Here is a 26,683-nt window from a genome sequence, read left to right on the forward strand (position 1 = left end):
TTAGAGTGATTTATTCAATATCAGCAAAAATTCAAAAAGAATTTGAAATTCTTTATCAATTTTTTTTGAATCAGCTTATATATCATGCGAATGTAATTTAGGATCGAGTGCATCCCTTAATGCGTCACCAACAAGAGCGATTGCCACTAGAAGAATAGTAAGTAAAGTGGCAGGGGGCCAAAGTAAATAACTTTCAGAAGGAAAAGCAGTTCGTCCCTCATCCATTAAAACTCCCCAGGAGCTAGATCCTTCTTCTCCTAAACCTAAAAAGGAAAGCCCTGTCTCGCTGGTAATAGCTCCCATAATGGCAAAAGGAACGAGAGTAAGTAAGGGGGGGATTGCATTGGGAAGAAGATGAGAAAACATGATATACCGATTACTAAATCCTTGTGCATGACAAGCTTCGACATATGGTAGTTGTTTCTGTCTAAAAAATTCTCCGCGAATAAAACGGCTAAATCCTGTCCATCCAAATAGACCAATGATGGCAATCACTAAGAAAATCGATTTATTTTGTAAAAAAGCGACAATCATTAATAACATAAAAAAGGTTGGCATTGACTCCCAGATTTCAATTAATCGATATATGATTATATCTATTTTGCCTCCATAATAACCTGAAACGGCTCCAACTGGAATTCCAATCAGTAGCGCAATCACGATAGAAAGAAGGCCCACTGAAAGGGAAACACGGATACCAAAAATTAAAGCAGCGACCATGTCTTTGCGATTGACTCGTGTTAATTCCCACCAACTTATGTGTTTGTTCAAAGCTTGTTCTCCTCCTGCATCGTCTTCCCAATGAAAAGGGCGCAATAAAGGCATAATTTCATACTTAAGCTTGGGTATTTGGTTTTCAAGCCATACTTGTTTATCATGAAGATAATTCAATTGACTTTGCGCACGTTCGTAAGTGTCAACAATGTTTTTTGAATTTAGTAAGCTCTCTTTCTCTTGAGGAGAAATTTTGGTTAAGTATTTACATGTTTGCCAAGAAGGTAAGTGATCGAGAGAGCTTGTTTGACATTTATCCATCAATGCGTTTATATGTGCCTTAGCCTGCGGATAAACTGCTTGATTTTGAGTGACTAAAATTTGTTGCCTTTCAATTTCTTGTTTTTCGTGTCGTTTTTCTTGTTGCCATAAAGAGGCAATTGAGTAACTCTCATTTTTTTTCATTTTTTCAACAGTCAAAAATGCATGAGCTTCGGCTTTTAATCGTTGATCTTGATTAAGTCTTTGTTGATAACGTAAAACCAAATTAAGCCTAGCATAAGGGGTCATATACGATAACTCTTTTTCCCAATTCGGAGTAAAAGAAGGCGCTAGAAGTGGATTTGCTTTTTTTAAATCGAGTTGTTTTTGAATAGATTGCTGTCTTTTCTCATTAAGTTCTAAGCTTGCTGAAGGGTCTTGATCATTATGATATAAAATCCCTAAAAACAAAATGATTTGTAGAAGGCATAAAAAAATAAAAGTCCATAGGCGGTAAGTGTGTCGTTTTTTTAATAAACACCAAGTGGCTATAAAAAGTGGTAAAGTGAAAATGAGTAAATTGTAGAAAATATCAAGGGGTTTTGTGAAAAAACCAGGAAAAAAGAGATAGCGAAAAAGAGGGAAGTACCAATTTCCTTCATATTGGACAACAATAGGTTTACTAGAAGCTAAAAAAGGAGCGTAGATACCCGCTAAACAAAATAAACACACAACGATTAAAGCAAATATGGCGAGAGGATTTTGTTTAAATTGTTTCCAAACAGTCTGCCAATAAGTGTAAGAAGAATGATGATGCATAAGGATACCAAATATCAGTCTAAAGTAATGCGAGGATCTAACCACATATAGGCTAAATCGGCTAACAAATAGCCCATTAATGTTAAAAATGATCCAGCCAAAGTCGAAAACATAATGACATTATAATCTCTATTGATAATGGCATCATAAAAAAATTTTCCAAAACCATTGATATCAAATAGGGTTTCAACAATTAATGACCCTCCTAACAAGATGCCGAGAGAGCTTGCTAATGAGGTAACAATCGTAATAGCGGCATTACGTCCTACGTGTTTAAATAAAATCTTAAAAGGAGGTACGCCTTTTGCTTTAGCTGTTCGAATGTAGTCTTGTCTTAAAACTTCTAAAACGGCTGTGCGCGATAAGCGAGATTCTGCGGCTAAACTCCCATACATAACCGCTACAATTGGAAGAGCAATATGTTGAATGATATCAAATAGACGCTGATAAGAATTTTCCTGATGATAGATTCGATCGGGATTTGTAAAACCACTAATCGGAATAGGAATATCTGTAAAAGGAAATGTATTGTGCAAGGCAACTTTTTCGATTAAAAAAGGAGCCACTACAAAAATAGGAATGGCATATAAAACTAGAAAAATAAGATTAAGGGTATAGTCAATCCATTGATTGTGTTTATAAGCCATAATGAATCCAAAAAATTGACACAATACAAAAGTGATGAGCATGGGCAAAAGTGAAAGGGTTAAAGAATATTTAAATCGCTTCGTGACTTCGGTAAGAACAGGCTTACTTGAATCATTACGCAATGTGCCAAAATCTAAATGAAGAATGCGACTCATATACCTTGTGAAGCGTGTTTCGGTAAAAAATATTTTCCATAATTCTTTTGACGGATCTAAACGATAAAAAGCTTTATTTTTTTCGTACCATTCTTGTATGAGTTTAATTTTTTTAGATACTTCTAAAGGGGATGCAGAAGATTGCCAAAGAAGAGTGCGCAGATATTGATTATCTTCAGCGACTTTTTTATTCCAGGCTTTTTGTTCAGGGTTAATGTTAGATCCAATATAACCTTGCCTAGAACCTCCTCTCACAAAAAAATGAGAAGCTAATCTGCGAACGTTTTCTGAAGTCTCGGGATCAACTAAAATAATGATCAATTTAGACATGAGATAACGCGATTGATCTCCAAAAGTGACTCGTATGGCATCATAATCTTTAACGGGAAGTTCATTCAAACTTTCTGGAGTCAGTTTCCGATTCGCAAGCTGCCACAATGTTTGTTTAACATAATCTTGAGATAAAGAGGGCCAATTGTTAAACAAAACAGGCAACGTTAAGCCGTAGAAATCTCTAAATTGCAAATAACGTTCATCACCACCACATGCTATGGATCGATCTTCTCTTCGAGTGGCTCCTTCTTGTGAGATTTCTGCAAAAGAAACGGGGTCACCTGGAGCGAGATTAATAATGATAAAATTTATTAAAACAATAAAGAAAAGGGTTAGTGGAAGAAGAAGAAATCGTCTTAAGACATAATTCCACATCTTTTAGTTCCCAAGGTATTTTTCTTGTTTTTTAGAAGTATCTTTAATCCAAAATAAGTTTGCAATAGGTTCGCCTACATTAGCTCCCGGGATTAAATCTTGCCTTTCAGCAGGGATGAAAACATTTTGCAAGTAATCGCGGTAAAGAAGAGTCTCTTTGGGAGTATAAATAAATGTATAGGGAGCTTCATCATAAATAATGCGATCAAATTGATGGTAAAGTTCAATACGTTTTTCGACATCATATTCAAAAGTTAATTTGTCAATGATATGATCTACTTCTTGATTGACAAAACCAATTAGATTTGAAGAGCCTTTTTCTTTGGCTCCTGTTGAATACCACAGCTGCCTTGGATCTTCAGGAGGCGATCCAAGAGCCCAAGCCATATAAATAGCATCAAAACTTTTATCGTCCACTATAGCAGATAAATCTGCTACATCTACCCCCTCAATTTTACAAACAATCCCAATTTCTTTTAAAGCAGTCGAAATGTATTCACAAATTGATTTATTTGTTGGGCTTTTGACAAAATATGTCAATGTAAATTTAAAAGGGGTGCGTTGACCGTCAATGACTTTTTCTAAGACACCCGTTCCTGAACTATCGTACCATCCATCTTCTCTTAATAATTCCAAAGCTTTTTGAATATTGTAAGGATAGGGTTTTAATGTCGCGTCATAGGAGGGAGAAAAAGGGAAAAAGGTTCCCGTTGTTTGCATTCCCATTCCATTTAAATTTTGACGAATAATGCGTTCTCTATCAATAGCCATCGTCAAAGCTTGTCGAACTTTTTTGCTTTTAAATAAGGGGTTAGCTTGGTTCCATCCAATGTAATAATATTTTCGACTAATATAGTCCAATCGATGAATTCCCGATCCATTTTCTTTTTGTTTGGCATAAGGGGCACTTTGTAAAAATCGATCTAACTCTGCAAGCTGATTAGGAGGAATTTCAAATAAATCTAAAGAATCAGTTTTAAATTCTTCCCAAATTCCATCTGGAGAGTTTTTAAATTTGAATTCTAGCGCTTCGGTTAGGGCAGCATAAGCATTAAAATAATCAGGATTTCTTTTGAATCGTATTTCCCTTTCGGTCATGCCATCGAATAACCACGGACCACAACTGACAATGACATTTTTTGCCCAGTGATGGGAAAAATTTTGTGCCCAGATAGAATTAGTTTGGTAAGTGTTAGGGTGGCTATCTTCTTCAATAATTTTTGTGCCATCCGCAAAATACTGATAAACAAAGGAAGCTAAAGGACATAAAGATCCTGTCCAAGATTTTGACAGATATTTCATTTTTAGTTCTTCTTTTCCATTTTCTCCTACGGTTTTTTCCGTTTTCCATCGCACAATGAAAGTGTAATCATCGAGTATTTTAATTTCTTCAATATCTCCAAAGTAAATTCTAAGGGAAACGGCTTTGGCTTCTTCCACGTATGGATTCATGATTGCGTCAAAGTAAAATTTAAAGTCATGAGCAGTGACTGGGTGTCGGCGTAAAAAATGAGGGGCTAAAATAATCCCTTCAGCAAATTGATTTTGTTGAAGGGGAGCCCAAAATACATCTTGCCTTAGAAATACCCAATACTCGGAAAGACCTTTTTCATTAGTTCTTAATTCTATTCTTTCAGCCATTTCTGGAGCCATTGTTTCATATTTACCCACTTCTTGGGAAGCTAATGAAATAGAGCACAGATCGTTCCATGAAGAAACTTCTAACCAGGGGCTAAAAGGGTGGAGATGATCCGGTTTTCTGAACGTTGCCTCTTTGCGAACTCCCTGCGGGGTAAATTGAGGTCCTAGTAATCGAGGGAGGGTGATTTGATAAAAAGGATCTACTTTAAGAAGATTTTCACCCTGCGCAGCTTTTTTGTTTATTGTTAAAGGGAAATTGGCTGTTTCAGATGAAGAACTGTTTTGGCTTAAAGGGTGATTAATAAGTGTTTTTAAGATATCCGTACGAATTTTTTCTGTTTCAGAACGAACGGTATAAATATCATTTTTGATTTGAATCAGGTCTTGTCTTAAAAATTTTAACTGGTTTTCAATCAGAGCAGATGACCAATACAACATAGCCATGAACGCGAATAACCCAAACCCTAAGATAAATCGGAAGATATATAAACTAATAGGCTCTTTATTCATTAGAAAATCACTATATGATAAAGGGGTGAAGAGTCAGGATTTAAGACAAAATGTGAAATCCACCCCAGTTCTGCAAATCCTCTACAACAAGCTAAAATTCCGACGAAAATCGAGCTTAATCCTAAAATAATATTGGAATATTGCTTTAGTTGGTTAAAAAATTTATAAGTATGCATAGCCAAAACAAGCGAAGGTGTTGTTAAAATAGCAAAGGCAAATCCATTTCCTAGGCCAATGAATGCATCTCCCGTTAAAGCACAAGCTGAAAAAACAACGAGGGTTTGACCGCAAGGTAACATCACTGTAAAAAAACCAAAAAAAAAGGTCGCTTTCCAATTATTTTTCAACATCAGTTGAGAAAGAGTCAAATTGATTGTCTGTAATAAATTCCATTGCGTGATACTTTTAAAAAAATTCCAATTAAATAACAAGTTTAGTCCCCAATAGATAATCAAGACTCCAAAAAAAATACTTATAATTTCTGCCAAATAGTAGTCTTTGAGAAAAATTTGAGTGACTGCTCCAGCCTCTCCTGCAACTAAGCCTGCTAAACTAAAAGAAAGGATTCTACCTATGAAGTAAAAATATCGATGATGATGTTTTCCAAGTAACAGGACTAAAGGACCGCACATTCCTAAACAATGCACATTTCCAAACAAGTAAAGGGGAAAAAGAGTAAAAAATAAAGTCATTATTGTTCGTGATGAAGAAAAACAGGATCATTTATAGATGTTTGTTTATCTTGAAGCGAATCATAGCGTACTTTTTGAATACGGGCCATGTCTAAACCCGCTGAACCTGAAAGGCGTGTAAAAGCTACATAGGTGACATAAATCATCAGCCCTGTAAATAAAGCCAAAATTCCATAAAAGACAAATTGAAATTTTTGAGAGCGGTGCATTTTTTTAAACCTTCAATACTCGCTGATAAATAGATCATATGCTAAGTTAAAATTTTTGGTAACTAGTTTTGAATTTTTCTATTTTAGAAAGGGGGATTTCATGAGTACAGTAAATATAGATTTACTAGCTGAAGAATTAATTCGCAGAGTCAAATCTTATTTAATTAGTACGATTGGAAGAACAGCAGAAGAGGCCGATGCTAATGAATTTTATCGAGCTTTATGCTATGCGATCAGGGAAGAAACAATGATTAATTGGCAGGCGACAGCTCGTACAATTGCCAAAAATCAATCTCGCCAAATTTATTATCTCTCGATGGAATACTTACCTGGAAGACTTTTTGTGAATAATATCACAAATTTATGTTCAAAAGATGTTGTTAAGCTTGTCTTACAGAAAATGAATCGGAATTTAAGAAGCATTGTTGAGCAAGAGGAAGACCCTGGTTTAGGTAATGGCGGTCTTGGTCGCTTAGCCTCTTGTTTACTCGATTCTTTAGCCACGCATCACTATCCTGCTCAGGCTTATGGTTTGCGTTATCAATATGGAATTTTTGAGCAACAACTTTGGAATGGCGCACAAATTGAAGCTCCCGATTGCTGGCTTTTAAATGAAAATCCTTGGGAATTTAGACGGGATTTAAGAAGAGTGCATGTCAAGTTTTGTGGAAAACCTCAAACAACGTACAATATCCATGGGGATGAAATTTTAAGCCTCACAGAGGCTGAAGAAGTAGGGGCTCTTCCTTATGATATACCAATTGTTGGTTATAGCAAAAACTCTAATTTCTCAGTTGTGACCTTACGTCTATGGTCTACTAAAGATTCTCCGCGGAATTTTCTGTTACAAAAGTATAATGCAGGGAGGCTTGATCAAGCAGCAGAAAATACGACTTTAACTGATGTATTATATCCAAGTGATAACAATGATATTGGAAAAAGGATCCGATTAAAACAAGAATTTTTGTTAGTTTCAGCCTCGCTACAGGATATTGTTCGCCATCACTTGGCGCAATATAACAATTTAAGGCAATTTGCCGATAAAGTACGCATTCAGATCAATGATACTCATCCCTCACTAGTCATTGCAGAGCTGGTTCGCATTTTAACTAAAGATCATGATTTACCTTGGAAAACAGCAGTCGAAATCACAGAGGCTTGCACAGGTTATACGAACCATACGATATTGAGTGAGGCGCTAGAGCAATGGGATAAAGCTCTTTTCTATTACTTACTTCCACGTCAATGTCGAATTATAGAACGAATCAATCTCGATTTTTGTAATGCGATTAGAAGTCGCTATCCTCAAGACGAAGAACGAATCAGACGATTATCCATCATCGAAAATGATAAAGTACGAATGGCAAATTTAGCCATTGTAGGCTCGCATAAAGTCAATGGAGTAGCAAAACTTCATACGGAGATTTTAAAAAATTCGGTTTTTAAAGATTTTTATGAATTTTTTCCTGATAAGTTTGTTAATATTACAAATGGGGTTACCCAAAGACGTTGGTTATTGGAATGTAATCCTGAATTAGCTAGATTTATTACTCAAAGGATTGGTGACAAATGGATTACAGATTTTTTGACAATTAAAGAATTAGCGAAGTTTGCCTCAGATCCAGAATCGCAACTGGAATTTCTAGCGATTAAAAAGAAAAATAAATTTAAGTTTATAGAATATATCAATAGAGAAAATCGTTTGAGGGATGCAAATGGAATTATTATTTCTCCTCCTCCTCTCCTCGATGTTGATTCAATTTTTGATGTCCAAATCAAGCGAATTCATGAGTATAAAAGACAACTTATGAATGCGTTACACTTAATCATGCTTTATCAAGAGATCACACAAAATCCCAATCATCAAAGAATCAAACGCACGGTCGTGATTGGGGGAAAGGCAGCTGCTGGTTATGAAACTGCAAAAGATATTATTCGGTTGATCTATTGTATTGCTCGGAAAGTTAACCAGGATCCAATTGTAGGACCATTTTTAAAAATTGTCTATTTAGAAAATTACAATGTAACTAAAGCCGAAATCGTTATTCCTGCATCAGATCTTTCAGAGCAAATTTCTACAGCTGGGACAGAAGCGTCTGGAACGGGTAATATGAAAATGGCTATGAACGGGGCATTGACAATTGGAACGCAAGATGGCGCCAACATCGAAATGGAAGAAGAGGTCACTCCTGAGTGGTGGCCTTTTTCTTTTGGCTGTACAGCAGAGCAAATTGCCCAATTAAAAATGACAAATTCTTATTCTTCGAAAGAAATTTATGATAATAATCCCGCAATCAAAAAAGCTGTGGATGCTTTAAGAGATCGCTCTTTTGCTCAAACAGAAGAAGAGCATCAAATATTTAGTGATCTTTATCATAAACTAATCGAAATGCACTACGGAGGTGCTCCTGATCGCTATTTCATGTTAAAAGACCTTCAAAGTTTTTATGATACACAGCTGAAAGTGGAAGAATTATATAAAAAACCGAAAAAGTGGGCTGAATATGCCATACATAATATTGCTGGGATGGGAAAATTTTCTACTGATTTTTCGGTTCATAACTATGCAGCACTGATTTGGGGAATTGAGCCTTGTCCAATTGATCAAGAGCTCTTAGATCGTGTGCGCTACGATTATGCAGCGCACAATCGATGCTGAAGGAACTTCAGCATCGATAAGGTGAGGGTTATGCAATGATTTCGCTATACGGAAGACCCATGGCTTTTAATGTCACAATTAATTCCATGTATCTTTCTTTAAAGCTAATATCAGAGATTTTTGGAGAAGTAATTTCTAAATTAGGTAGAACAATCCAAGCTCCTTCTTCCGTTGATGAAATAGTGATGCTAGATTTTAAGATACATTCTGGATGCCCTTCTAACTGTGCGTCACGAGAAATGCATATTTTACTTCCAAAATCGTCCCATTTAATATTTACCTTTTTATTCGATTCTGGTAAGTCTGTAATGAGTTTAGATTCTATACCCCGAATGAAACGCCAGGCATTCTCAGTTTCTCTATGAATAGAAATGAGCATATCTTGTCTTAAAATTTGTAAAAAAGGGAGAAGTTTTTTAATTTCACTATTCTGGCTTTCTGAGATTTTGCTAAATACTTCATTAAATCTTGTAAAGATAGTGGAAATGCTAACTTTTTCTTTTTCTACAGATCCCATGATAGATAAAAGCTCTATACATTCTTGTTGTTGAAGATTTAATTTTACTCCTTGCATTAATAACGTTAAGAAAGTTTTCAAACTTTTCTTTAACCTGTTAGAGACTTTGTGATGAACGCTCTTAAGATTGCTTAATGTTTTCTCGACATCACTGAAGTCCCAGTTTTTCTCATTAAATTGCTGCTTAAGCCATGTTTTAAATTCATCGGGAAGATTTAGCTTATCTGAATAAAAATAGTGTTCTTGTAATTCTTTTTCCCAATTTAATCCTGGAGGTAGAGCAAGTCCTTTGATATGCAATCCATAGCTGCATAAAATTCTTCGCATATCTGCATCCCAGCTTCCTTTATCATTACTAGTGATAGTTTCAAGAATACGATTTGCAATTTGCTGATAATCAGCCCCAGCTTTATTAACAGGTTCTTTATAAGTGATATAAAGGGTATTTTCTAGTTTTTCAACATAAAGATGAACACTTCTTCCCAATTGTTGACAAAAACGGACAATGTCACGAGGTGTTTTTTTGAATTTATTGTTTAAACTTTCTATAAATTTTGTGATTAAGTCCTTCAGATTTTTATCATTAAAAGAAGGTTTTGGTGGTATGTTACTCAAATTAGAAAAGTGTTGAGCTACTAGTTGTAAATGCTGCATGTAGGTAAATAGAGTAATTGTGGGGCATTTTGCAGAGGTTAAATAGCCAGGATTTACTTCGTTTATCTCACTATTTTCAGAAAGATCATCAATACACAAAGGCTTGTAATAAACATTGCAAATATAATTTCCATGCTGCGTTTCATCTTTTATACTTTCTAAGTTTTTTGCAACATCTGATCTTGAAGGAATTCCCCTTGAAACGCTTTCTGTTAACTTTTTAATGCTTTCATCATCAGGGCTGAAACTTAGCCGTCGACTTTTAGCGGAATTTTGAGAAGTATTAACGTGACTGGCAAGCTGTTTCCACTGGCTATCAAGACGCTTCCAAACCTTTTGGGCCAGCTTACTTTCATCTAAGCCATTATCTGAATCCGCAAGCGCAAAGCCAGTAGCAAAGTTTATGCGATTTTTAAATTCTTCTGGTAACTCATCCACTTCTTGTTGTAATTCTTGTCTGATTAGCGATAAGGTGGAGGTAAAGTTTTTTGCGAAGTTGTGGAGTTCTGATTGAACAGATTCTAAGGAAACAACTTCAGAACTTTGCGTTTCTTGAGTCAGTGGTAATTGTTTTGAAGAAGCTCTCTTTACTTTTCTGTCTATAAAATCAGAAGGTCCTGATTCAGTTTTGGTTGAAGAAATAGAAGAACGCCTATTTGCCAGAGGTTTTTGAGCACTGGCTTTACTCGATTGAGTTATTGGATTAACATTTGTAAAAATCGATTCTGCTTTTTTTGTTGTCGAACTGGAGCTACTAGAAGGTTTACTGAAGCCGAATGGATTAAAAATACCACCACTTTTTTTTGTTGAAGGAGCAGTAGGTTTTTTTGGCAAAGTTCTTTTCGGATCTAAAGTTGATGCAGGATTAGAACTTGACGGGGGCACAGGTTGAATATGAGGACTAGACATTTTTACCTATACTTTATTTAAAATTAAGCTTAATAATTGAATTTTTAAAATAAAACTTTAATATATTTAGATTTACAGTTGCAAAGCATATTTATTTTTTCATAAATATTCAATCACTATGATTGATCTTCTGTCATGTTTAATTTTCAAATATTTATTCTGTTTGTAAAAATTAATATTTTTTTATTCTAAATAGAAAATTAAATATTAATCATATTTTTATATTTTTTATGAATTTCGCCATTAATCTGGAGTTGAATACAGGAAATATTGAATTTGAATTTTTTAAATGACTAAAAAATTGTTTATCGATTCAAATGAAAGAGCAAAAACAAATGAGCCTTTAATAGCAGAGAAAGATAAAGATTAAGGCTGATGATCCATTTTCTCGACATTTAGAAAACCCCAACGATCAAGAAGTTGTTGATAAGTGTTATTGTCTCGAATTTTTTTCAAGCCCCTATTAAATAATTTGATCAATTCTTGTCCATTTTCTGTTTTTAAGGCTACCAGGCGTAGACTCTCATTTGTAAGAGGAGCAGTAACAATTTTCAATTTTCCTTCATAAAAGGTTTGAGTATAAACATAAGCAGGGATAGCAGGAAAGATGGCTCCATCAATTCGCCTATCATCCAAGTCTGCTAAAGCATTTAAGATATTGTCATATAAACGCAGTTGAATGGTTGGATCTTTTTCCAAATTAAGTTTATCTGATGTGCCGGATTGTATACCGATGAGCTTGATCGCTTTTTCATTCCAACCTTTCAAAGGACTTTGCGAAGAAATAATAAGCACAGGACCTAAAGGAAAATAAGGTTCTGAAAATGCGTATAAAGACTGATTAATTGGTGTAGGAGAAAGGCTTGAAATAATACCATCTAAATCTCCACTTTCAAGTCGCCTCATCAAAAAGTTTCGAGGAGTAGATTGCAAACTGAAGGGAGTTCTCTCTTCTTTGGCAATTGATGTAAGTAAATCGAGATTGAAAGCCGATAATTGTCTCTCTTTATTCATCACATCAATAGTTGACCATTGTGTATCTTGACCGATGGAGTAAGTGGGTTTTGTCAAATCTGAGGAAGAACACCCTCGCATAAGAGAAAAAATAAGAATTAAAACGATTGCTAAAGCTAACCAATAAAGTCTTTTTGCAGAAGCAAAAAACTGACTTATTTTATCTTTTAGCTTAGAAAAATCGAACATGAACACAGCCTATATCTCAATTATAAAACAAATTGTCATCATAGTTGATGAGTCAATTTTTTCCCTATAGAAACACGAGTTTTATATGAGATGAATAAAATACCAGACAAAAACATTTTTTACATTTTTCATTTCTCGTTTTTTGAAATTATTTTACTTTTTACAGAGAGAAAAAAAAATTTAAACTTGATAGTCTTTGCTTTTAATAAAAGCTATGCTACGGTTCATTTTTTGACCGAACTTTACCCCATGGGCGAGAAAATGAATACATTAACAATGTTAAGGCAGCGTTCTTCTCAAGTTGTAGAAACTTCTGATTCTCAATCAGTTGATATGCGTCAAGTGGCTAGTTTAATTTTAAGTGGGGGAGAAGGAACACGTTTACACCCCCTAACTTTAGCACGTTGCAAGCCAGCTATTAATTTTGGTGGGAAATATCGACTCATTGATGTTCCTATCTCTAATTCTTTACATGCAGGTTGCAAAAAAGTATTTCTACTGACGCAATTTCTTTCGTCTTCTTTGCATCAACATGTTTTTCAAACATACATGCAAGGACCAGGCGCTGGTTCTATTGAAATTTTAACAGCAGAACAAAAACCTTCCAAGAAGAATTGGTTTCAAGGAACCGCTGATGCAGTTCGTCAAAATATTGATTATCTTTTAGAAAGTCCTTTTGAATATTTTTTAATTTTATCGGGAGATCAACTTTATAATATAGATTTTCAGGAAATGGTTCATTTTGCTAAAAAAAATGATTCCGATGTTGTTGTTGCAACTATCCCAGTCAATACTCAAGATGCTAAACGGATGGGAATATTAAAAGTTGATGAACAAAATTCTATTACATCTTTTTATGAAAAGCCGCAAGATAACGATTTATTACAACAATTGCGAAGTCCATCGAATATTCTTGAAAAAGCAGGAGTCGCGCCGACAGGCGAACGAGTTTATTTGGGATCAATGGGAATTTATTTATTCAAACGAAAGGCATTAGTTGAGCTTCTTTCTGAAGATATTCGAGAAGATTTTGGTAAACATTTGATTCCCACAAAAGTTGCCTCTGGGAAAATCTCAGCCTATCTTTACACAGGGTACTGGGAAGATATCGGAACGATTGAAACATTTTATCAGGCCAATCTTGCTTTAACTGAAACCAACCCTGTTTTTAACTTTCACAATGAGGCACGTCCTATTTACACATATCGATATGATTTACCACCTGCTAAATTTACTACTTGCCAAATTCAAAAAAGTATTCTCTGTGAAGGCTCTATTATCGAAGCAGACGAAATTACTCATAGCCTTTTAGGTCCGCGAACAGTCATTGGTTCTGGGGCAATCATTCGTGATTCTTATTTAATGGGAAATGATTATTATGTTTCTCCTGTAAATGATCATTGTAAACTTCCGTCTGAACCTCAGATTGGAGAAAATTGTATTATCAAAAAAGCTATTATAGATAAAAATGTTCGTATTGGAAAAGGCGTCCAGTTGATTAATAAGCAACAGTTGACTCGCTACGAAAGTGAGCTTGTTTTTATTAGAGATGGTATCATCGTTGTTCCACGCGGATCAGTCCTTCCAGACGGATTTATTTTATAATTAATATTATCTATTTCATCACTCACCGAACGTATTTTTTAAGTGAGTGATTAATTTTTTTAGGTTAATATGTTCTCAATTTGGGCAATTGCTGACCTTCATCTTCCTTTTGGTGCCCCTAATAAACACATGAGGATCTTTGGCCCACAATGGGAAGAATATACTGACAAAATTAAACAATCTTGGCTTGAATTGGTTGCTGAAAATGATTTGGTTTTAATTCCAGGTGATATTTCTTGGGCTATGCGCTTAGAAGAAGCTCGGTTGGACCTTGATTGGATTGGTCAGCTTCCAGGGACAAAAGTATTGCTTAAAGGAAATCATGACTATTGGTGGGGATCATTATCCAAGATTCAGTCGATTTTGCCCCCTTCTTGTCATTTGATTCAAAATAATAGTTTTTTTTGGAATGGGGTAAATATTGCAGGAGCTCGCCTTTGGGACATTCCAGGAATCAGTTTTAATGAGTGGATTGATTTTAAGGATTTTGCGTGTATCAAAAAAATTAATGACGAAGATCATTCAGAGGAAAGTCAAAAAATCTATGAACGCGAATTAAAGCGACTGGAAACAAGCTTGAAAACGATGCATTCTCAAGCAAAGTTGCGTATTGCCATGACTCATTATCCTCCTATTGGAGCGAATTTAGAAGAAACAGAGGTAAGTCGTTTATTAGAAAAATATCACATTAATATTTGTGTATTTGGGCATTTACACAATGTTAAAGCTGACCGTGAAATTTTTGGTATGCATAACAATATCCGTTATCAGTTAGTTGCTTGTGATTATCTTCACCAATTTAAACCTATTAAAATAGCAGATCTTTCTCCTTTTTAACTATTTCAGTTTTAAAAACGTATCTGACCATTGGCAAAAAAATCGACCTTCGGTTTGACCAAAAAAATTAACTTGAAGTAAGCGATTTTTTTCACATCTTATCTCTTCTCTTTGCCGCAATTGATAAAAAGCAAATTGGCTGTTCTATTTTGGATGAAGCTAAAAATAACCAAAAGATAGATGGGAGATGCATGTTATTGTAAAGGTTCTTATTTCTGTTTAAAAATTGTTGAAATTCATCTGTTTGAAAGTGTCAATAAGTGAGCAAGTGTTTTTTGCGAGTGTAATATTATTAAGATATGGGCACCATCTGGGGCAAATTTTAGATGCAAATAAATATGAATGAACTTTGAAAGATCAATTTTTTTGAAATACGAAATACTGGCTTTTAGCTGAATTTATATAAGATCAATTAAAATAAACAAATTAGACTAAAACTTAAAATAATATCGGCTTTTTCTTTCTTTTGTTTATATATCGATAGACGATGCTGGTTTTGCAGCAGCATCGTCTAAAAGAATATTATCGAATAGGGCAGGCGCCATTAGCACAGGCTTCGGCTAAATCATCATCGCGAATATGAATACCGGAGTAATCAATATCTGACAATTTTGCGCAATACGTTTCATATGCTTCTTTTGTAACAACTTCTTGAGGCAGATAAGCATAGCCTAAATCTTCAGCATTTTTAGTTGGATCGTTTCTAAATAAGAATGACACTCCAACGTAGCAGTCCCAATTTTTCATGAACCAGTCAATAATGGCGGGAACTTCAGAGGGATCATAAGAAATGGTGTTCGAAACGTTTTGTTCGCACCAAGTCGTTTGAAGAATGCTGTATAGTTCTAGCTGAGCTACAGCTGAATCGGTATTGATTTCTACTTCTTCTATTTTTCCATTTTTTCTTGTCACCGTTGTGCGTGTGAAAGGCACATTTTCAAATTTAACGGGAAATTTGACTAACACAGATTCTGGTTCATAGGGTTTTTCAATAACGGTATAACCGGCTGCGCGGAATTTTGTGACTAGAGGGTCATGCTTAGAGTAAGTGATGTTATTAAATAAATACTTTCCAAGTGGCATGTGAATACCTTCAGGTACTTCTCCCCATTCTTCTGTTCCCATGATTTTGCTTATGGTTCCACTGGGTTTGATACAAGTCACATTTTTTGGTAAGGGGGAATTGAGTTCATTCGCCATGCTGTATGCAGCACTAACTGTAATATTACGCATTCGTTTAAAATCATAAGCTGTCAAATCAGGACGTGCCCTTACACCAGTTAATCCTACCCCACAAAGATGTAAGAAGTCATTATTAAGGTGCCAAGCTTCTTGTAAAATTTCGTCTCGTAGGTTAACCATCGTTTGGCGGTAGTTCATACGACCAGCAAGGTAAAGAGCTCTTTCTAATCCAACTTTATCTCCTCTAAAAGCTAATACGTTGACTTCTGTCAAATTACAAAAACTTTTGTTACCCAAAAGTATTTCGACGCAAGGATTGCATCCTTTAAACCAGGGTGCTCTTCTTTCAGCTTCTGCGGCGTTAATAATACCAGGTTCAGATCCTCCTGAATCCAACATTAATTGAAAGACTCTTTCTAATTCTTCTCGATTTGGTTTTGAGCGGAAAAGAAGGCTATTATTAGATTGTTGACGATGAGCATTGCCTTTTATCCACCATTCTTTTTTAGCGATGGCAAAATCTTCCCATTCTGGTTGATCGTATTCAAATAAAGCAATTTGGGCTGAGCGGCGGCTAGATAAAATAGTTCCCAGCCAATTGACAATATCGAGGATATCCATGCGGGTCAATAATTGATCCGATCGATCAGATAAAATTTTCGCAATAGCTTTAAAAGCTTTAGCAATTTGTTCATCTCCAGAAGAAATCCAACCATAACCTTTTAAACGGGTTCCCGCCGGACGGATTTCTGAAAAATCGAGAACAAGAGTTTGAGCAGGAAATTTACCAGCTACCAATTTACCGACAGCTTTTGCCCAAGCAATGGCAGAATCTCCAACTTTAATCGTCCATATATGTGTTTCTGGATCATAAGTTTCAACGTTATTTTGAATACCGCCTTTTTCAGTTCGATTTGAACGAATAACTTTGATTTCTTGAAGAGGTCTTCTAAAACCATTTAAAGTTCCTGTAATTGGTCTAAATCCAACACCACAACCTTGAAGGAGCAACCATAAAACATCCACTACATCATAAACTGTTTCGACATGTGTATATGAGCAATTAAACATGCTAGATTCGCGCGTGCGACTTAGCTCAGTCCCACCTAACCACAAAGTACGGCCCGCAGGTGCGATTTGTCGGTTTGAAATGAGAGAGCGAATTTCTTCTAATTCGTCCTCTTGAGCTTCGTTAAGAGTGCGCCCTAGTGCTCGTTCCCATAACCATCGTTGGTGAGAAATAACGCGTTCAACAACCTGATCCCAATTTTCTAGTTGTGTATCCCCTTCTTTGACGGGGCGATGATAAGTGCGTAAAGCGGTAGCCATCGCTCGAGCTGTTGGTTTGGTCATAGTGGTCCTCTATCTCTTTTAATTATTAATACAAGATCTTGTAGTTGCTTACTCAGAAAATTACAACGGGTTGTAGTAAAACTGCTTTTGTTATCTATTTTTTCAACTATAAAGTCAAGATACAGAATTTATTTTAACCTATTCAGAGTGTCTTCTGAAGCCTTTTTTAAGCTGTTGATATTGAAGCATTTCGAATAAATGAAAAAAAAGTAAGATGATTTGAAAGTCTTGATAGCGAAGTAATTAGCAACTTTTGAGGGATTTTATCATAATTATTTAAATATAAGTCAGTTAAGAAAATTAAAGTTGTGAAAAAGTGATCAATCAATTTTTGAGGACTGATCGCACAATTAAATTTAAAACTTGGATGATTACTCAAAAATTTGTAATAAAATTTTTAGAGCAGGATCATTGGAATTGAAAGGATGGAGTAATTCTTTATTTGACCGTTGATGGATAAGAATATGAATAGATTTTTCTTTGTTTTCTTGATCGAGTCGGTGACAATAGTCTGCACAGATAAATAAAAAATCTTGAAAATCTTCTTCCGTCTGCAAAAGAGGAAGCGTGCTTTGTAAAACTTCTTTAAATGTATATGGATCCCCAATTTCTGTCATAAATGAAAGCAGCTCTAAGTTAAACTCAAGATCTTGCTTATCTAAATAATCTTCTAAAAGTTGAGAAAGTTGTTTAGTTGCGATTTTTCGATTAGAAAGACTCGAAAGTCTTGCCCGCAATAAATCAAACCACTTATTGGTTCCTAAATAGGTAGAAAAATCGTCTAATAAATCTAAAGCATAAGCTTCATTTTCTTCTTCAATTCTTTCAGAAATAAAATCGTAAAGGAAAGTTTCAATGTCATTTGCACAATAGGTAGAAACTCCGGTAAAAACTTCTTGAGGAGGAATTCCTTGATCTGCATTTTCATCTAAAAGAGTAATAAATTGATTTAGTTGATCTTGTAGTAACGTAGAGTTTTCAACTTTTCCTTGATCATATTGATAAATGAGTTGATCAAGCTCATTACATATAATTGATAAAGAAGGTTTTTCACTTAAAAGCCTTCTCCAAAGCTCAAAAATTAATAAATAAACCTGATCTTCGTTTTGAGCTTTAAGCTCCCGATCTCCCACTAATTGTTCTGTCAAATCTTCGGGCGATTCGCACTCATCGGCATAAGCAATAAAACTACTTTTATCGAGATTAATGTTTAATTTCTTTAATCGTTCAAATAATGTTTCAGTTGAAAAAATGCGATAATCGTCTACTTGCCAATGATCGACTTTCATCTGAGGATTATTAAGCCAGTTCATACGTAATAGATTATATAATGCGCGTCTTTCTATTGCTGTCATATGATTAATTAATTTAAAATGTGAAGAAATTGAAATTAAAAAGATTCATTTTTCGATATGAAAAGTTTTTAGATTATTTTAAGACTAAGTATAAAATAATAAATAACTTAGCTGTAACTTGTTAACTCGAAAAGGTCCAAATTTATTATAACAAAACAGTTAATAAAAATCTCATATTTATTAAGCTAAATTTTAAGAGCATTTTTTAATTGTTCATCATAATCAATTAAAAACGCTCTTAAATAATTCGAATTGATTGACTGGGTACGTAGCCAATTTGATGATTATCGTCTATTACTTTTAGCCAGTTACCTTGATGAGCTATATCAATAACTTGGATTTTTTGCCCTGCAAGGAAAGGTATTGTAGACAATTGAGGTTCTTCCAAACTAGGAGCGCGATATAAACCAGTAGAAGTAATAAAAATAGCATAAATTGGAATAATATATAATGAAATAATTAAATTTAATAAGCTGTATAAGACTAAGCTACCTGTCAAGAAAGAAAGAATTTTAGTAAATTGCGTTCGAATCCAAATAAAAATTGTCATAAAAAAGACAAAAGAAAGAAAAGAGTAAAAAAACATATAGACTTTATCAGAAAAAGAAAGATAGGAAGAGAGTAAATAATCATTAATTCTAGAGTTTTTCATAGGTGTTAATCCTAGCTTGTTTTGAGTAATATAAAGATGCTCTTGAATAATTGAATTGCGAGGATTTTGTTCTTTAGCACGTTCATAGTACAAAATAGACCAAGGATATTCTTCGAGTTGGAAGTAAGTATCAGCAATCGCTTGGTTAAGTTTGCTAGAACTTCCTTGTGCATTTTCGACGCTTAAATACAAATGAAGGGCTTGATTGAAAGCGTTTTTTCTTTCTTGAAAAGTAGATGCTCGCAGGCCATTTTCATAGTATTGATTGGCCTGTTGGAGCGAGGCTTCTTGATAAGCTTCTAAAGGAAAAAAGAAGAAAAGGAAACTTACAAGAAACATCATGGTTTATCTATAATAATCCAAAAGAGAATGAAAGAAAAAAGAATCAAAGCTGCTGTAATTAAACCTAAACCGAAGAATGAAGGGTGGTCTGAAATAGGATTTGAAAAACCAATTTTTTTCAGACTTTTCCGATAACTATTTAAAGCAAAAAGAAAAATACAAATTCCCCATAAAATAAGGAACTGTCCCATTAGATGAGCTGTTTTTTGGTGAGAGGTAGTTTGAAAAAAAACAAATCGCGCAATTGCAATCCCTATTCCAATACCAGTTAACCCAGTCCTAAGCCATGCTAAAAAAGTCCTTTCGGCAGCTAAACGAGTCCTTTCCTGAGCGAGAAGGATTCGTTCATCTACAGAAGGTTGAGGATCTGTCATTTTTGTCCTTATCATCTCAATTTAAAATAAATGAATTCAAAGCTTAACTTAATAATTTTTGGGCTTGTACTTTAATATCAGCTATTTCCATCCCTGTACTTGGGCCATACTGTAAAGACTGCAACTGGTAAATAAACTGTCTCATTTTTCCGGCTTTCCCTTGAGTAGAAAGATCTTCTAAAGAAGTAACTTTTATAGGGAGAATGCCTTCTTCCCATACTTTCCACCAAGTAGCTTTTTCAAGCAACTGCAAGATTTCTTTTTCCGAGTTTTTTTTGATTTTTAAAGCTTGCTCTAAAAGAATTAAACTTTGCTTTTTGATTTTTTTAGGCTTTAAATCCCATAATTTTTTCCAATATGATTGAAGGGTTAGCCAACTGATTCCCAAAGGAATTACTAATAAAATCCATGGAGTTTGCGTCCAATTATGGCTCAATCTAGGCAAATTTTGTGAATCTTTGATTTCAAGAGGGCTAAGTGGCCATGAAGAAGAATTCCACAGAATTTTTTCGTTGGGGATTTCATTTTCTTTTTCCAAAGAAATTGTGGGATAAGGTGCCATTGGCATTGTTTTAAGATCAATAGGAATAGGATCCGTTCTTTTAAGGATATAGCGGCTCGTTACAGGATCGAAAGAGGAAATTTCAAAAGAAGGAATCGTATTAATAAATGTAGAAACGGGAATAAGTTCGATTTGAAAATATTTTGAAGATTCTTTTATTTCTCCTGTCAGAGGGAGGTCATTGAATTGAAAAAAACCACTAAATCCAGGCTGACAATAAAAATCTGGGAGTCGAAAATCTTCTAGATTTTCGACGCCAGAAATATACATATCTATCAAAATTTTATCTTCTAATTGTCTTTCAGAAGATGTTCTCATTTTGATTTTAACATCAACGACACCCAATGCTCCATTAAAAGAATAGGGTTTGTTTTCCAAAGGAAAGGGCTTTACTTGCAAGTAGACAGCTGGAGCCTCCGCTTTGAGGAGTGGCTGTTGATAATTTTTCTTACCGAAAAAATTAGTTTGGTAACTATAACCCGAAATTGAAGAAGGCCCTAACTTAAAACTTCCTATTTGGTTTGCTTCCACTTCTTGAGAAATTTCTTGCACTGTGATCTCACCATTTTGAAAGTCTCTAATATGTGCATCCCCAATTTTTTTAAAGGCGTCAGCATGAATGAAAGGAAGAAGAGACTCTGTTAATTCAACACTTTGATTATAAGAAATGCGGTAAAATAAATTGGTACGTTGGCCTGGATACAGTAAAGTAGGGCCTTTAATACTTGCCTCTAATTTGAAAATCAAAGCATTAGAAGCAGAGGAACGTTTTAATTGTATAGAAGCAGAGGAAAATTTAGAATTTTTTGGGTTTAAAAGTGAACTTTTCAGCTCTTTCACTTCATAAGAACTGGGTGGGCTACTTTGAATTTTATCTCTTATTTTAACTGAAATAGGAGGTAAAACATACAGTCCTTTAGCTTGCGGAGAAAGAGTGAAATGATAAAAAGATACAATAGTTTTGGGTAATTCTTCAGAAACATTTACATTTTTAATAAAAGTAACTGAAAGAGGCTTTCCCTCTATTTGAAATGAATTAGAATCAATTTCGTCTTGAATTTGATGAGTAATACTAATTATTCCTGAAAGGGGATGATTTTCTTGATTGTTTTGAGAATCAATAGAAGCCTCAACCTTTATGTTTACGGCTGATAAAGTTGACATAAAGGAAAGAAAATAAATGCATAAAGCTTTGATCATTTTTTTACCATGAATGTCTCTCTTTAGAAGATTGACCTTTTTGGGGTTGATCATTTGATTGCATTTCTTGGAGAAGTCGAAGGGTTTCTTGAATGTCTTGACTTGTTTTTGGCTTACTATTGGAATGAGAAGGATCTGGATTAGGATTAGGGCTTTGCTCTGAAAATGAAGGAGAATTTTCTAATAGTTTTAAAGCTTGTTGCCAATTAATAATGGTTTTTTGTTGCTCATTTAAAATAGCAAAAAATTGTAAAGGAAAACTTTTCATCCAAATTTCAGTTTGCTTAGCTGCTAGTAATCCATTTTCAAATAAAGGAATGACTTGTTCCCAGGGTTGTTTTTGACAAGCTATTTTGGAATCTCCTGCGTTAAAATTCATTTTTTCTTCTTTTAAAGCGTTTGGAATAAAAGATAAGGATTGCTGAATTACTTGATGTTGCTTAGCTTGAACATCTTTTAGCATGATTTCCTTGTTTGCAAAATCTTCAGATAGTGTGACAAGTTGTGTGAGCTCATTTCCTCTGATAGCGTTTTGTAGAGCTTGTTGAAGGATTTGTTTGCAAGATCTTTCTTCACTTTCCTCAGCTTGTAAGTTCTCAATCTCACTCAAAGCACAAATGACATAAAAACGGGAAATAAAAGGACGATTAATTTGAATTTCTTCAATGGCTTTTTTTAAAAATTGTGAGGATTGCTTGAGGAAATCTTTTTTATCAAAAGAAGTTTGTGTATCTAGCAAAACTTTTAAAATGACTTCATCAATCCTATTTAAAAGCGTTAACCGGTAGCGTAATATAAGAGTTTCTAAATCGGATTGCGAAGCAAATTTTTGAAGAGAATCCTCTGAAAATTGGAGGTGATTCTGAACATTTTCCCAATTGCTGTTTAGTGAAGCATCTAAAGCATTTGTGAAGTTTTCGAAAGCAATTGTGATTATTTTTCGCTGATCATCAGATAAAGAAATTTTTTTTAAACCATCCCAAAGGGGTTCTATTGTTTTCATTTGAAAAGTAAAATATTTTAAATAAGCAGCATTAAATTCATGAGGAATTATCTGCTTAGTAAAAAATAAGGAAAAATGAAGAGCTGTAGCAAGACTTTGTCGCAGAATCGCCAATAAAGAAGCTAAATCAAGATTAGCAAAAAATTGATCTTTGAGCTCTTTATTAATCTGATTGAGTGCTAACACCCCTTTATTTTGAAGAATATGAATATCTATTGGAACTACTAAGCAGTCAGAAAGATTTTGTTCAACTTTTTGGATACGACAATCAATATCTTTTGCGGCTTCTAATTCTTTTAAACTTTGCCAAATGAGGTAGCGTCTTTCTCCTAATGAATTTGTATCATTTTGTGCGGATAATAGCTTCGCTTGTCCTAAACGTGCAGCAGCTCGATTGAGAGTTACAGATCGTAAAAGTTGGGGAGAAGAAATTGAAGAAAGGGCAATTCGATTAAAAATTTTTAGGGCAGCCTCCCACTCTTGCTGAAGAACTTTTACTGTTCCCCAGTTGTATAAAATAAGGGCTTGTTGCCAATCAGGTAAGCTTTGTGTGGAAAGCTTTTCATAAAGTTGGCTTGCTTGCTTTAAATCGCGTGTTTCGGCAAATGCCTTTGCCTGGCTCCCCAATTGCGAAATGGATTCATTAGATTCCAATCCTTGAAAATATAAGAATCCCATATAAAGAAGAAAAATTCGTTTTTTCATGGCCGCCGTGCATCAGGTAAAATTAAGTATAAAAGAAGAAGAAGAATACTTATTCCTAGAGGAATTTGATAATATAAATCTGATAGAAGTTCGTCTCGTTTTGCAAGACGAACTTTTCTTTCGAGAGATTGAGCCGGTTCGGTTTGTTTACGAACGGATTCGTTTAAAAGCTGTTTATTTAATTCTTCCGTTAAGTTTTTATTTGTCCAGGATTCAGCGAGATAGTATTTACCTTGATAGTGGGTAGCAAGTTGTTCTAACAAAAAGGGCTCTAATTTAGAATAAACAGGTTTACCTTCAAAAAGCACGTGCGGGATAAGTTGAGGTTGAGATGATCCCATGCCAACTGTCAAGAAATATAAATGATCTTTAATTGAATCGGGAAAAATACTTAAGATATTTTGAATCGCTTTTTGCTTATATGGATCTTCTAATTTTTCAAATTGTTCATCACCTCCGTCACTAAATAAAATCAATGTCAATAATTTTTCTTTTGGAAGTTCAAATAATTTTTTCTTGAGTAAAGTAAGAGCTGTTTCAAAGTTCGTTCCTTCTACATCTCCTTCATTAATGGATAAGCCTTTAATCATCATCCGTGTAAATAAATAATCGTTTGTTGAAGGGACCATAGGAGTTAAAGTAGAGGTAAAAGCATAAAGGGATACCGTTTGTCCTGTTAATAAAGAAATAAGGTTATCCATGATATCTTTTACACGTTCTAATCGCGTTTCTCCATTTGGATTATCTTTTACATCCATCGAAGCTGAGGTGTCTACTAATAAAATAATTTCATGCGAATGAATTTGTTTAGCCAAATCAATCGTTTTTTGTGAAGGAATTCCTCCCGCAAAAGAGAGGTAGCGAAGGTTGCTTTGAGGATTCATTAAAGCTAAACAAGCAAATAGCCAACAAAGTAAGCAAATCATCATTTTGCAGAGATGGACAAATTTTGAACGAGGAATTAACAAAGTTTTTAAGACTTTGTCAGAAGCAAACGCTATTGTTTGTTTTTGTCGATAGTAAAAGAGACAACCTTGCAAAAATAATAAAGGCAACAAAAATAACATTAGAAAGCTTGCTTGGGGAAAAACAAAAAAGAGATTACGGATAGACATCAACACCTCTTTCAACACAAATTTTGAATAAACACTGAAACTTTACAAAATTTCGTTTTGAAATAAAAAAAAATGCCACATGATCTTCATTTTTTTTATTCAAAATTTGTATATTCATGGAAATTTTCTCAACCAAGTACTCTCTAAAAAAATAGCTAAGAACAAACAACTTAATCCAGCGGCAATGAAGTAAGGATAAAACGATACTCGATGTTTAATCACTGGGGAAGAGCTAAATGAATCCAGAGGTAGTGAACTTTTTTCTAATCGATCAATAGTATCAAATACACGTTTTAAGTCTTTCTCTTGATTGGCTAAATAAAGTTGACCTCCTGTTGATTCTGCTAAAGTCTCTATTTGTCGCCTATGGGGCGCAAATTGTGGGGAGGAAAACTTTGGATCTACATTAATAATATAAAGATGAATTCCTGCATTTTTAGCATAAGCAATGGCTTCATCAAGCTCAATTGTGCGTAATCGATTACCATAATCCAATCGATTAGGATCTTGGAACCCATCAGTTAAAACAACCATAATAGCATTTTTAATTTCGTAGGCAGGCTTACCCTTTTTTTGTAATTCTTGTGCAAAATGTTTTGTAGCAACAATTAAATGAGCTGTTTTATAAATCGCATAGCCCATTGCTGTTCCATCTTCTTCCATGGAATTGATGGCCTTTAAATCATTTAATTGATTGATAAGTAGTTCATGATCTAGGGTCAGAGGAGATAAGATTTTAGGAACTCTAGCAAAAGCAACGAGTCCGATTAAATCTGAAGGACGATGTAAAATAAACTGACCAGCCATTACTTTAAGTAGATCAATTTTAGTAAAAGACCTTCCTCTTTCAAAAAAACTGTTTGAAGAAATTTTTTCGTTCATAGAACTAGATTGATCGACGATCAAATAAATCGCAATTCCTTCTGTAGGAATTGGTAAAGAGGGTTGTGCTAATGGATCGTTTTTAATAAATAAAAAATGAGGATCTATAAAAGCTATGCACCAAAAAAATAAGGTTAATTGATAAAGTCTGTAGGGTAAATGAGAGAATTGGCGCCGTTTAGAAGAACGATCGATTGATTCTAAATCAGAAAATGCTAAAGAAGGAAGATAAGGAGTTTGCCATTTTTGCTGAAGCCAATATGCCATAAACAGGAAAATTCCTAAGATAACTAAAGCTAGATAGTCAATCGTCAATGGCAAAGATTCCTCCTTATTTTAAATTGTTTTTTTTATATCTGTTCTTTTTTCTCGAGTCTATTTGTTTTTTATATAAAGTATAAGAATAAGGAGCCATTCTTACAGTTTCTTTGCTTGAAATTCCAATTATAGTCAGACATACTACTTTTATCACAGAAAGTAACGTGGAAAAAATTAAAGACAATTTCTGTGAGTTTATATTTTAAAACTTTCTTTTCTGGTTTTTCATGATTCATCCTTCGGTAGTAGCAGCTTTTGATTTTGACAAAACATTGACAAATCGTGATTCATTGCTTCCTTTTCTTTATGAACAGACAGGTTTTTTTCAAGCTTCATGGAAAATAATTCAATTAGCTCCCGTTTTCTTAAAATTTTTTTTTGGCAAACTTTCTAGACAAGAAATAAAAGAAAAAATTTTAACACAGTTTTTCAAAGGTATACCTATGCGACAGCTTAAGGCTGTTTGTAAACGTTATGCAGACAAAAAATTAGATGCTTATTTAAACGCTCAAGCTATTGAAAGGCTAAGATGGCATCAAAGGCAAGGCCATCGTTGCATTCTTGTGAGCGCATCTATTGACCTTTATTTACGTCCTTGGGCAGAAAGATATGGGTTTGAAGAAATTCTTGCTTCGACATTAGAAGTAGATTCTAAAGGGAATGTGACAGGAAAATTAAAAGGAAAAAATTGTTGGGGAGTTGAAAAAACTAAACGTCTTACGAATTACCTTGGCCCTAAAGAAACTTATCAACTTTATGCTTATGGGGATAGTCTAGGCGATCAAGAACTTTTAGCATTAGCCGATTACCCTTTTTATAGAAGCTTTAAAACTAAAATTTTTTAATCTATTTTATCCGCAACCTGTACGATGTTTGTTTAAGTGAGTTGAGATCAAACA

At 34.4% G+C, this 26,683-nt stretch carries 19 protein-coding genes; 4 read left to right on the forward strand and 15 right to left on the reverse strand.

What is annotated here, in order from left to right; translation table 11 throughout:
• Positions 1–75 precede the first annotated feature (75 nt).
• From PC_RS00490 to PC_RS00510, 5 genes are read right to left on the reverse strand one after another with little or no spacing between them, the layout of a single operon-like run.
• On the reverse strand, positions 76–1,794 hold the full coding sequence (locus PC_RS00490) for an ABC transporter permease (protein ID WP_044044638.1): 1,719 nt from the start codon (positions 1,792–1,794) through the stop codon (positions 76–78).
• A gap of 14 nt (positions 1,795–1,808) precedes the next feature.
• Positions 1,809–3,305 carry an ABC transporter permease gene (locus tag PC_RS00495; protein ID WP_011174652.1) on the reverse strand — a complete coding sequence of 499 codons (1,497 nt, stop codon included), beginning with the start codon at positions 3,303–3,305 and terminating at the stop codon, positions 1,809–1,811.
• Between the two features lie 3 nt (positions 3,306–3,308).
• Positions 3,309–5,456 carry a peptide-binding protein gene (locus tag PC_RS00500; protein ID WP_011174653.1) on the reverse strand — a complete coding sequence of 716 codons (2,148 nt, stop codon included), beginning with the start codon at positions 5,454–5,456 and terminating at the stop codon, positions 3,309–3,311.
• The gene (locus PC_RS00505) at positions 5,456–6,148 is read right to left on the reverse strand and encodes a sulfite exporter TauE/SafE family protein (protein WP_011174654.1); all 693 of its coding nucleotides are present in this window, start codon (positions 6,146–6,148) and stop codon (positions 5,456–5,458) included. The genes PC_RS00500 and PC_RS00505 overlap by 1 nt, the downstream gene beginning before the upstream one ends.
• Complete coding sequence (locus PC_RS00510; RefSeq protein WP_011174655.1) at positions 6,148–6,357, reverse strand: hypothetical protein; 210 nt, start codon at positions 6,355–6,357, stop codon at positions 6,148–6,150. Before PC_RS00510 ends, PC_RS00505 begins: the two co-directional genes overlap by 1 nt.
• Positions 6,358–6,457: 100 nt before the next feature.
• Here PC_RS00510 and PC_RS00515 point away from each other — a divergent pair, with 100 nt between their 5' ends.
• On the forward strand, positions 6,458–9,016 hold the full coding sequence (locus tag PC_RS00515; RefSeq protein WP_044044641.1) for a glycogen/starch/alpha-glucan phosphorylase: 2,559 nt from the start codon (positions 6,458–6,460) through the stop codon (positions 9,014–9,016).
• Positions 9,017–9,044: 28 nt separating this feature from the next.
• Here PC_RS00515 and PC_RS00520 read toward each other — a convergent pair whose 3' ends face one another.
• Together PC_RS00520 and PC_RS00525 are read right to left on the reverse strand one after the other, a co-directional pair.
• Entirely contained in the window at positions 9,045–11,096 is a 2,052-nt protein-coding gene (locus tag PC_RS00520) for a hypothetical protein (RefSeq protein WP_011174657.1), read from the reverse strand.
• Between the two features lie 366 nt (positions 11,097–11,462).
• Positions 11,463–12,299 (reverse strand): ABC transporter substrate-binding protein, encoded by an 837-nt coding sequence (locus PC_RS00525; RefSeq protein WP_011174658.1) that lies wholly within the window; start codon positions 12,297–12,299, stop codon positions 11,463–11,465.
• Positions 12,300–12,560: 261 nt separating this feature from the next.
• On the opposite strand from PC_RS00525, the gene PC_RS00530 reads away from it, so the two are divergent.
• Together PC_RS00530 and PC_RS00535 are read left to right on the forward strand one after the other, a co-directional pair.
• Positions 12,561–13,904 carry a sugar phosphate nucleotidyltransferase gene (locus tag PC_RS00530; RefSeq protein WP_044045308.1) on the forward strand — a complete coding sequence of 448 codons (1,344 nt, stop codon included), beginning with the start codon at positions 12,561–12,563 and terminating at the stop codon, positions 13,902–13,904.
• A gap of 69 nt (positions 13,905–13,973) precedes the next feature.
• Positions 13,974–14,741 carry a metallophosphoesterase gene (locus tag PC_RS00535; protein ID WP_011174660.1) on the forward strand — a complete coding sequence of 256 codons (768 nt, stop codon included), beginning with the start codon at positions 13,974–13,976 and terminating at the stop codon, positions 14,739–14,741.
• Positions 14,742–15,263: 522 nt separating this feature from the next.
• Here the strand turns inward: PC_RS00535 and nrdJ are convergent.
• From nrdJ to PC_RS00575, 8 genes are all read right to left on the reverse strand, one after another.
• Positions 15,264–17,276, reverse strand: coding sequence for a ribonucleoside-triphosphate reductase, adenosylcobalamin-dependent (nrdJ, locus tag PC_RS00540; protein WP_011174661.1), 2,013 nt, complete (start codon positions 17,274–17,276; stop codon positions 15,264–15,266).
• A gap of 371 nt (positions 17,277–17,647) precedes the next feature.
• A complete protein-coding gene (locus tag PC_RS00545) occupies positions 17,648–18,631 on the reverse strand; it encodes a hypothetical protein (RefSeq protein ID WP_011174663.1) in 984 nt (327 codons plus the stop codon).
• Between the two features lie 238 nt (positions 18,632–18,869).
• Positions 18,870–19,625, reverse strand: a complete 756-nt coding sequence (locus PC_RS00550) for an SH3 domain-containing protein (protein ID WP_011174664.1) — start codon at positions 19,623–19,625, stop codon at positions 18,870–18,872.
• On the reverse strand, positions 19,622–19,999 hold the full coding sequence (locus PC_RS00555; RefSeq protein WP_011174665.1) for a YidH family protein: 378 nt from the start codon (positions 19,997–19,999) through the stop codon (positions 19,622–19,624). The genes PC_RS00550 and PC_RS00555 overlap by 4 nt, the downstream gene beginning before the upstream one ends.
• Positions 20,000–20,042: 43 nt before the next feature.
• On the reverse strand, positions 20,043–21,761 hold the full coding sequence (locus PC_RS00560; RefSeq protein ID WP_044044648.1) for a BatD family protein: 1,719 nt from the start codon (positions 21,759–21,761) through the stop codon (positions 20,043–20,045).
• A 4-nt stretch (positions 21,762–21,765) separates the two neighbouring features.
• The gene (locus PC_RS00565) at positions 21,766–23,469 is read right to left on the reverse strand and encodes a hypothetical protein (RefSeq protein WP_044044656.1); all 1,704 of its coding nucleotides are present in this window, start codon (positions 23,467–23,469) and stop codon (positions 21,766–21,768) included.
• A complete protein-coding gene (locus PC_RS00570; RefSeq protein WP_044044658.1) occupies positions 23,466–24,584 on the reverse strand; it encodes a vWA domain-containing protein in 1,119 nt (372 codons plus the stop codon). The genes PC_RS00565 and PC_RS00570 overlap by 4 nt, the downstream gene beginning before the upstream one ends.
• 114 nt (positions 24,585–24,698) lie before the next feature.
• Positions 24,699–25,787, reverse strand: a complete 1,089-nt coding sequence (locus PC_RS00575) for a vWA domain-containing protein (RefSeq protein ID WP_011174669.1) — start codon at positions 25,785–25,787, stop codon at positions 24,699–24,701.
• A 224-nt stretch (positions 25,788–26,011) separates the two neighbouring features.
• Between PC_RS00575 and PC_RS00580 the strand changes: the two genes are divergently transcribed.
• On the forward strand, positions 26,012–26,629 hold the full coding sequence (locus PC_RS00580) for an HAD-IB family hydrolase (protein WP_011174670.1): 618 nt from the start codon (positions 26,012–26,014) through the stop codon (positions 26,627–26,629).
• The last annotated feature ends 54 nt before the right edge of the window (positions 26,630–26,683 follow it).

Source organism: Candidatus Protochlamydia amoebophila UWE25, from assembly GCF_000011565.2.
Lineage (GTDB): Bacteria > Chlamydiota > Chlamydiia > Chlamydiales > Parachlamydiaceae > Protochlamydia > Protochlamydia amoebophila.

Coding starts and splice junctions, on each gene's coding strand:
- PC_RS00555 (WP_011174665.1), bottom strand. CDS start 19,999: ATGACAGATCCTCAACCTTCTGTAGATGAACGAATCCTTCTCGCTCAG.
- PC_RS00515 (WP_044044641.1), top strand. CDS start 6,458: ATGAGTACAGTAAATATAGATTTACTAGCTGAAGAATTAATTCGCAGA.
- PC_RS00530 (WP_044045308.1), top strand. CDS start 12,561: ATGAATACATTAACAATGTTAAGGCAGCGTTCTTCTCAAGTTGTAGAA.
- PC_RS00490 (WP_044044638.1), bottom strand. CDS start 1,794: ATGCATCATCATTCTTCTTACACTTATTGGCAGACTGTTTGGAAACAA.
- PC_RS00500 (WP_011174653.1), bottom strand. CDS start 5,456: ATGAATAAAGAGCCTATTAGTTTATATATCTTCCGATTTATCTTAGGG.
- PC_RS00510 (WP_011174655.1), bottom strand. CDS start 6,357: ATGCACCGCTCTCAAAAATTTCAATTTGTCTTTTATGGAATTTTGGCT.
- PC_RS00570 (WP_044044658.1), bottom strand. CDS start 24,584: ATGTCTATCCGTAATCTCTTTTTTGTTTTTCCCCAAGCAAGCTTTCTA.
- PC_RS00545 (WP_011174663.1), bottom strand. CDS start 18,631: ATGACAGCAATAGAAAGACGCGCATTATATAATCTATTACGTATGAAC.
- PC_RS00505 (WP_011174654.1), bottom strand. CDS start 6,148: ATGACTTTATTTTTTACTCTTTTTCCCCTTTACTTGTTTGGAAATGTG.
- PC_RS00580 (WP_011174670.1), top strand. CDS start 26,012: ATGATTCATCCTTCGGTAGTAGCAGCTTTTGATTTTGACAAAACATTG.
- PC_RS00560 (WP_044044648.1), bottom strand. CDS start 21,761: ATGATCAAAGCTTTATGCATTTATTTTCTTTCCTTTATGTCAACTTTA.
- PC_RS00535 (WP_011174660.1), top strand. CDS start 13,974: ATGTTCTCAATTTGGGCAATTGCTGACCTTCATCTTCCTTTTGGTGCC.
- PC_RS00520 (WP_011174657.1), bottom strand. CDS start 11,096: ATGTCTAGTCCTCATATTCAACCTGTGCCCCCGTCAAGTTCTAATCCT.
- PC_RS00525 (WP_011174658.1), bottom strand. CDS start 12,299: ATGTTCGATTTTTCTAAGCTAAAAGATAAAATAAGTCAGTTTTTTGCT.
- PC_RS00565 (WP_044044656.1), bottom strand. CDS start 23,469: ATGAAAAAACGAATTTTTCTTCTTTATATGGGATTCTTATATTTTCAA.
- PC_RS00550 (WP_011174664.1), bottom strand. CDS start 19,625: ATGATGTTTCTTGTAAGTTTCCTTTTCTTCTTTTTTCCTTTAGAAGCT.
- nrdJ (WP_011174661.1), bottom strand. CDS start 17,276: ATGACCAAACCAACAGCTCGAGCGATGGCTACCGCTTTACGCACTTAT.
- PC_RS00495 (WP_011174652.1), bottom strand. CDS start 3,305: ATGTGGAATTATGTCTTAAGACGATTTCTTCTTCTTCCACTAACCCTT.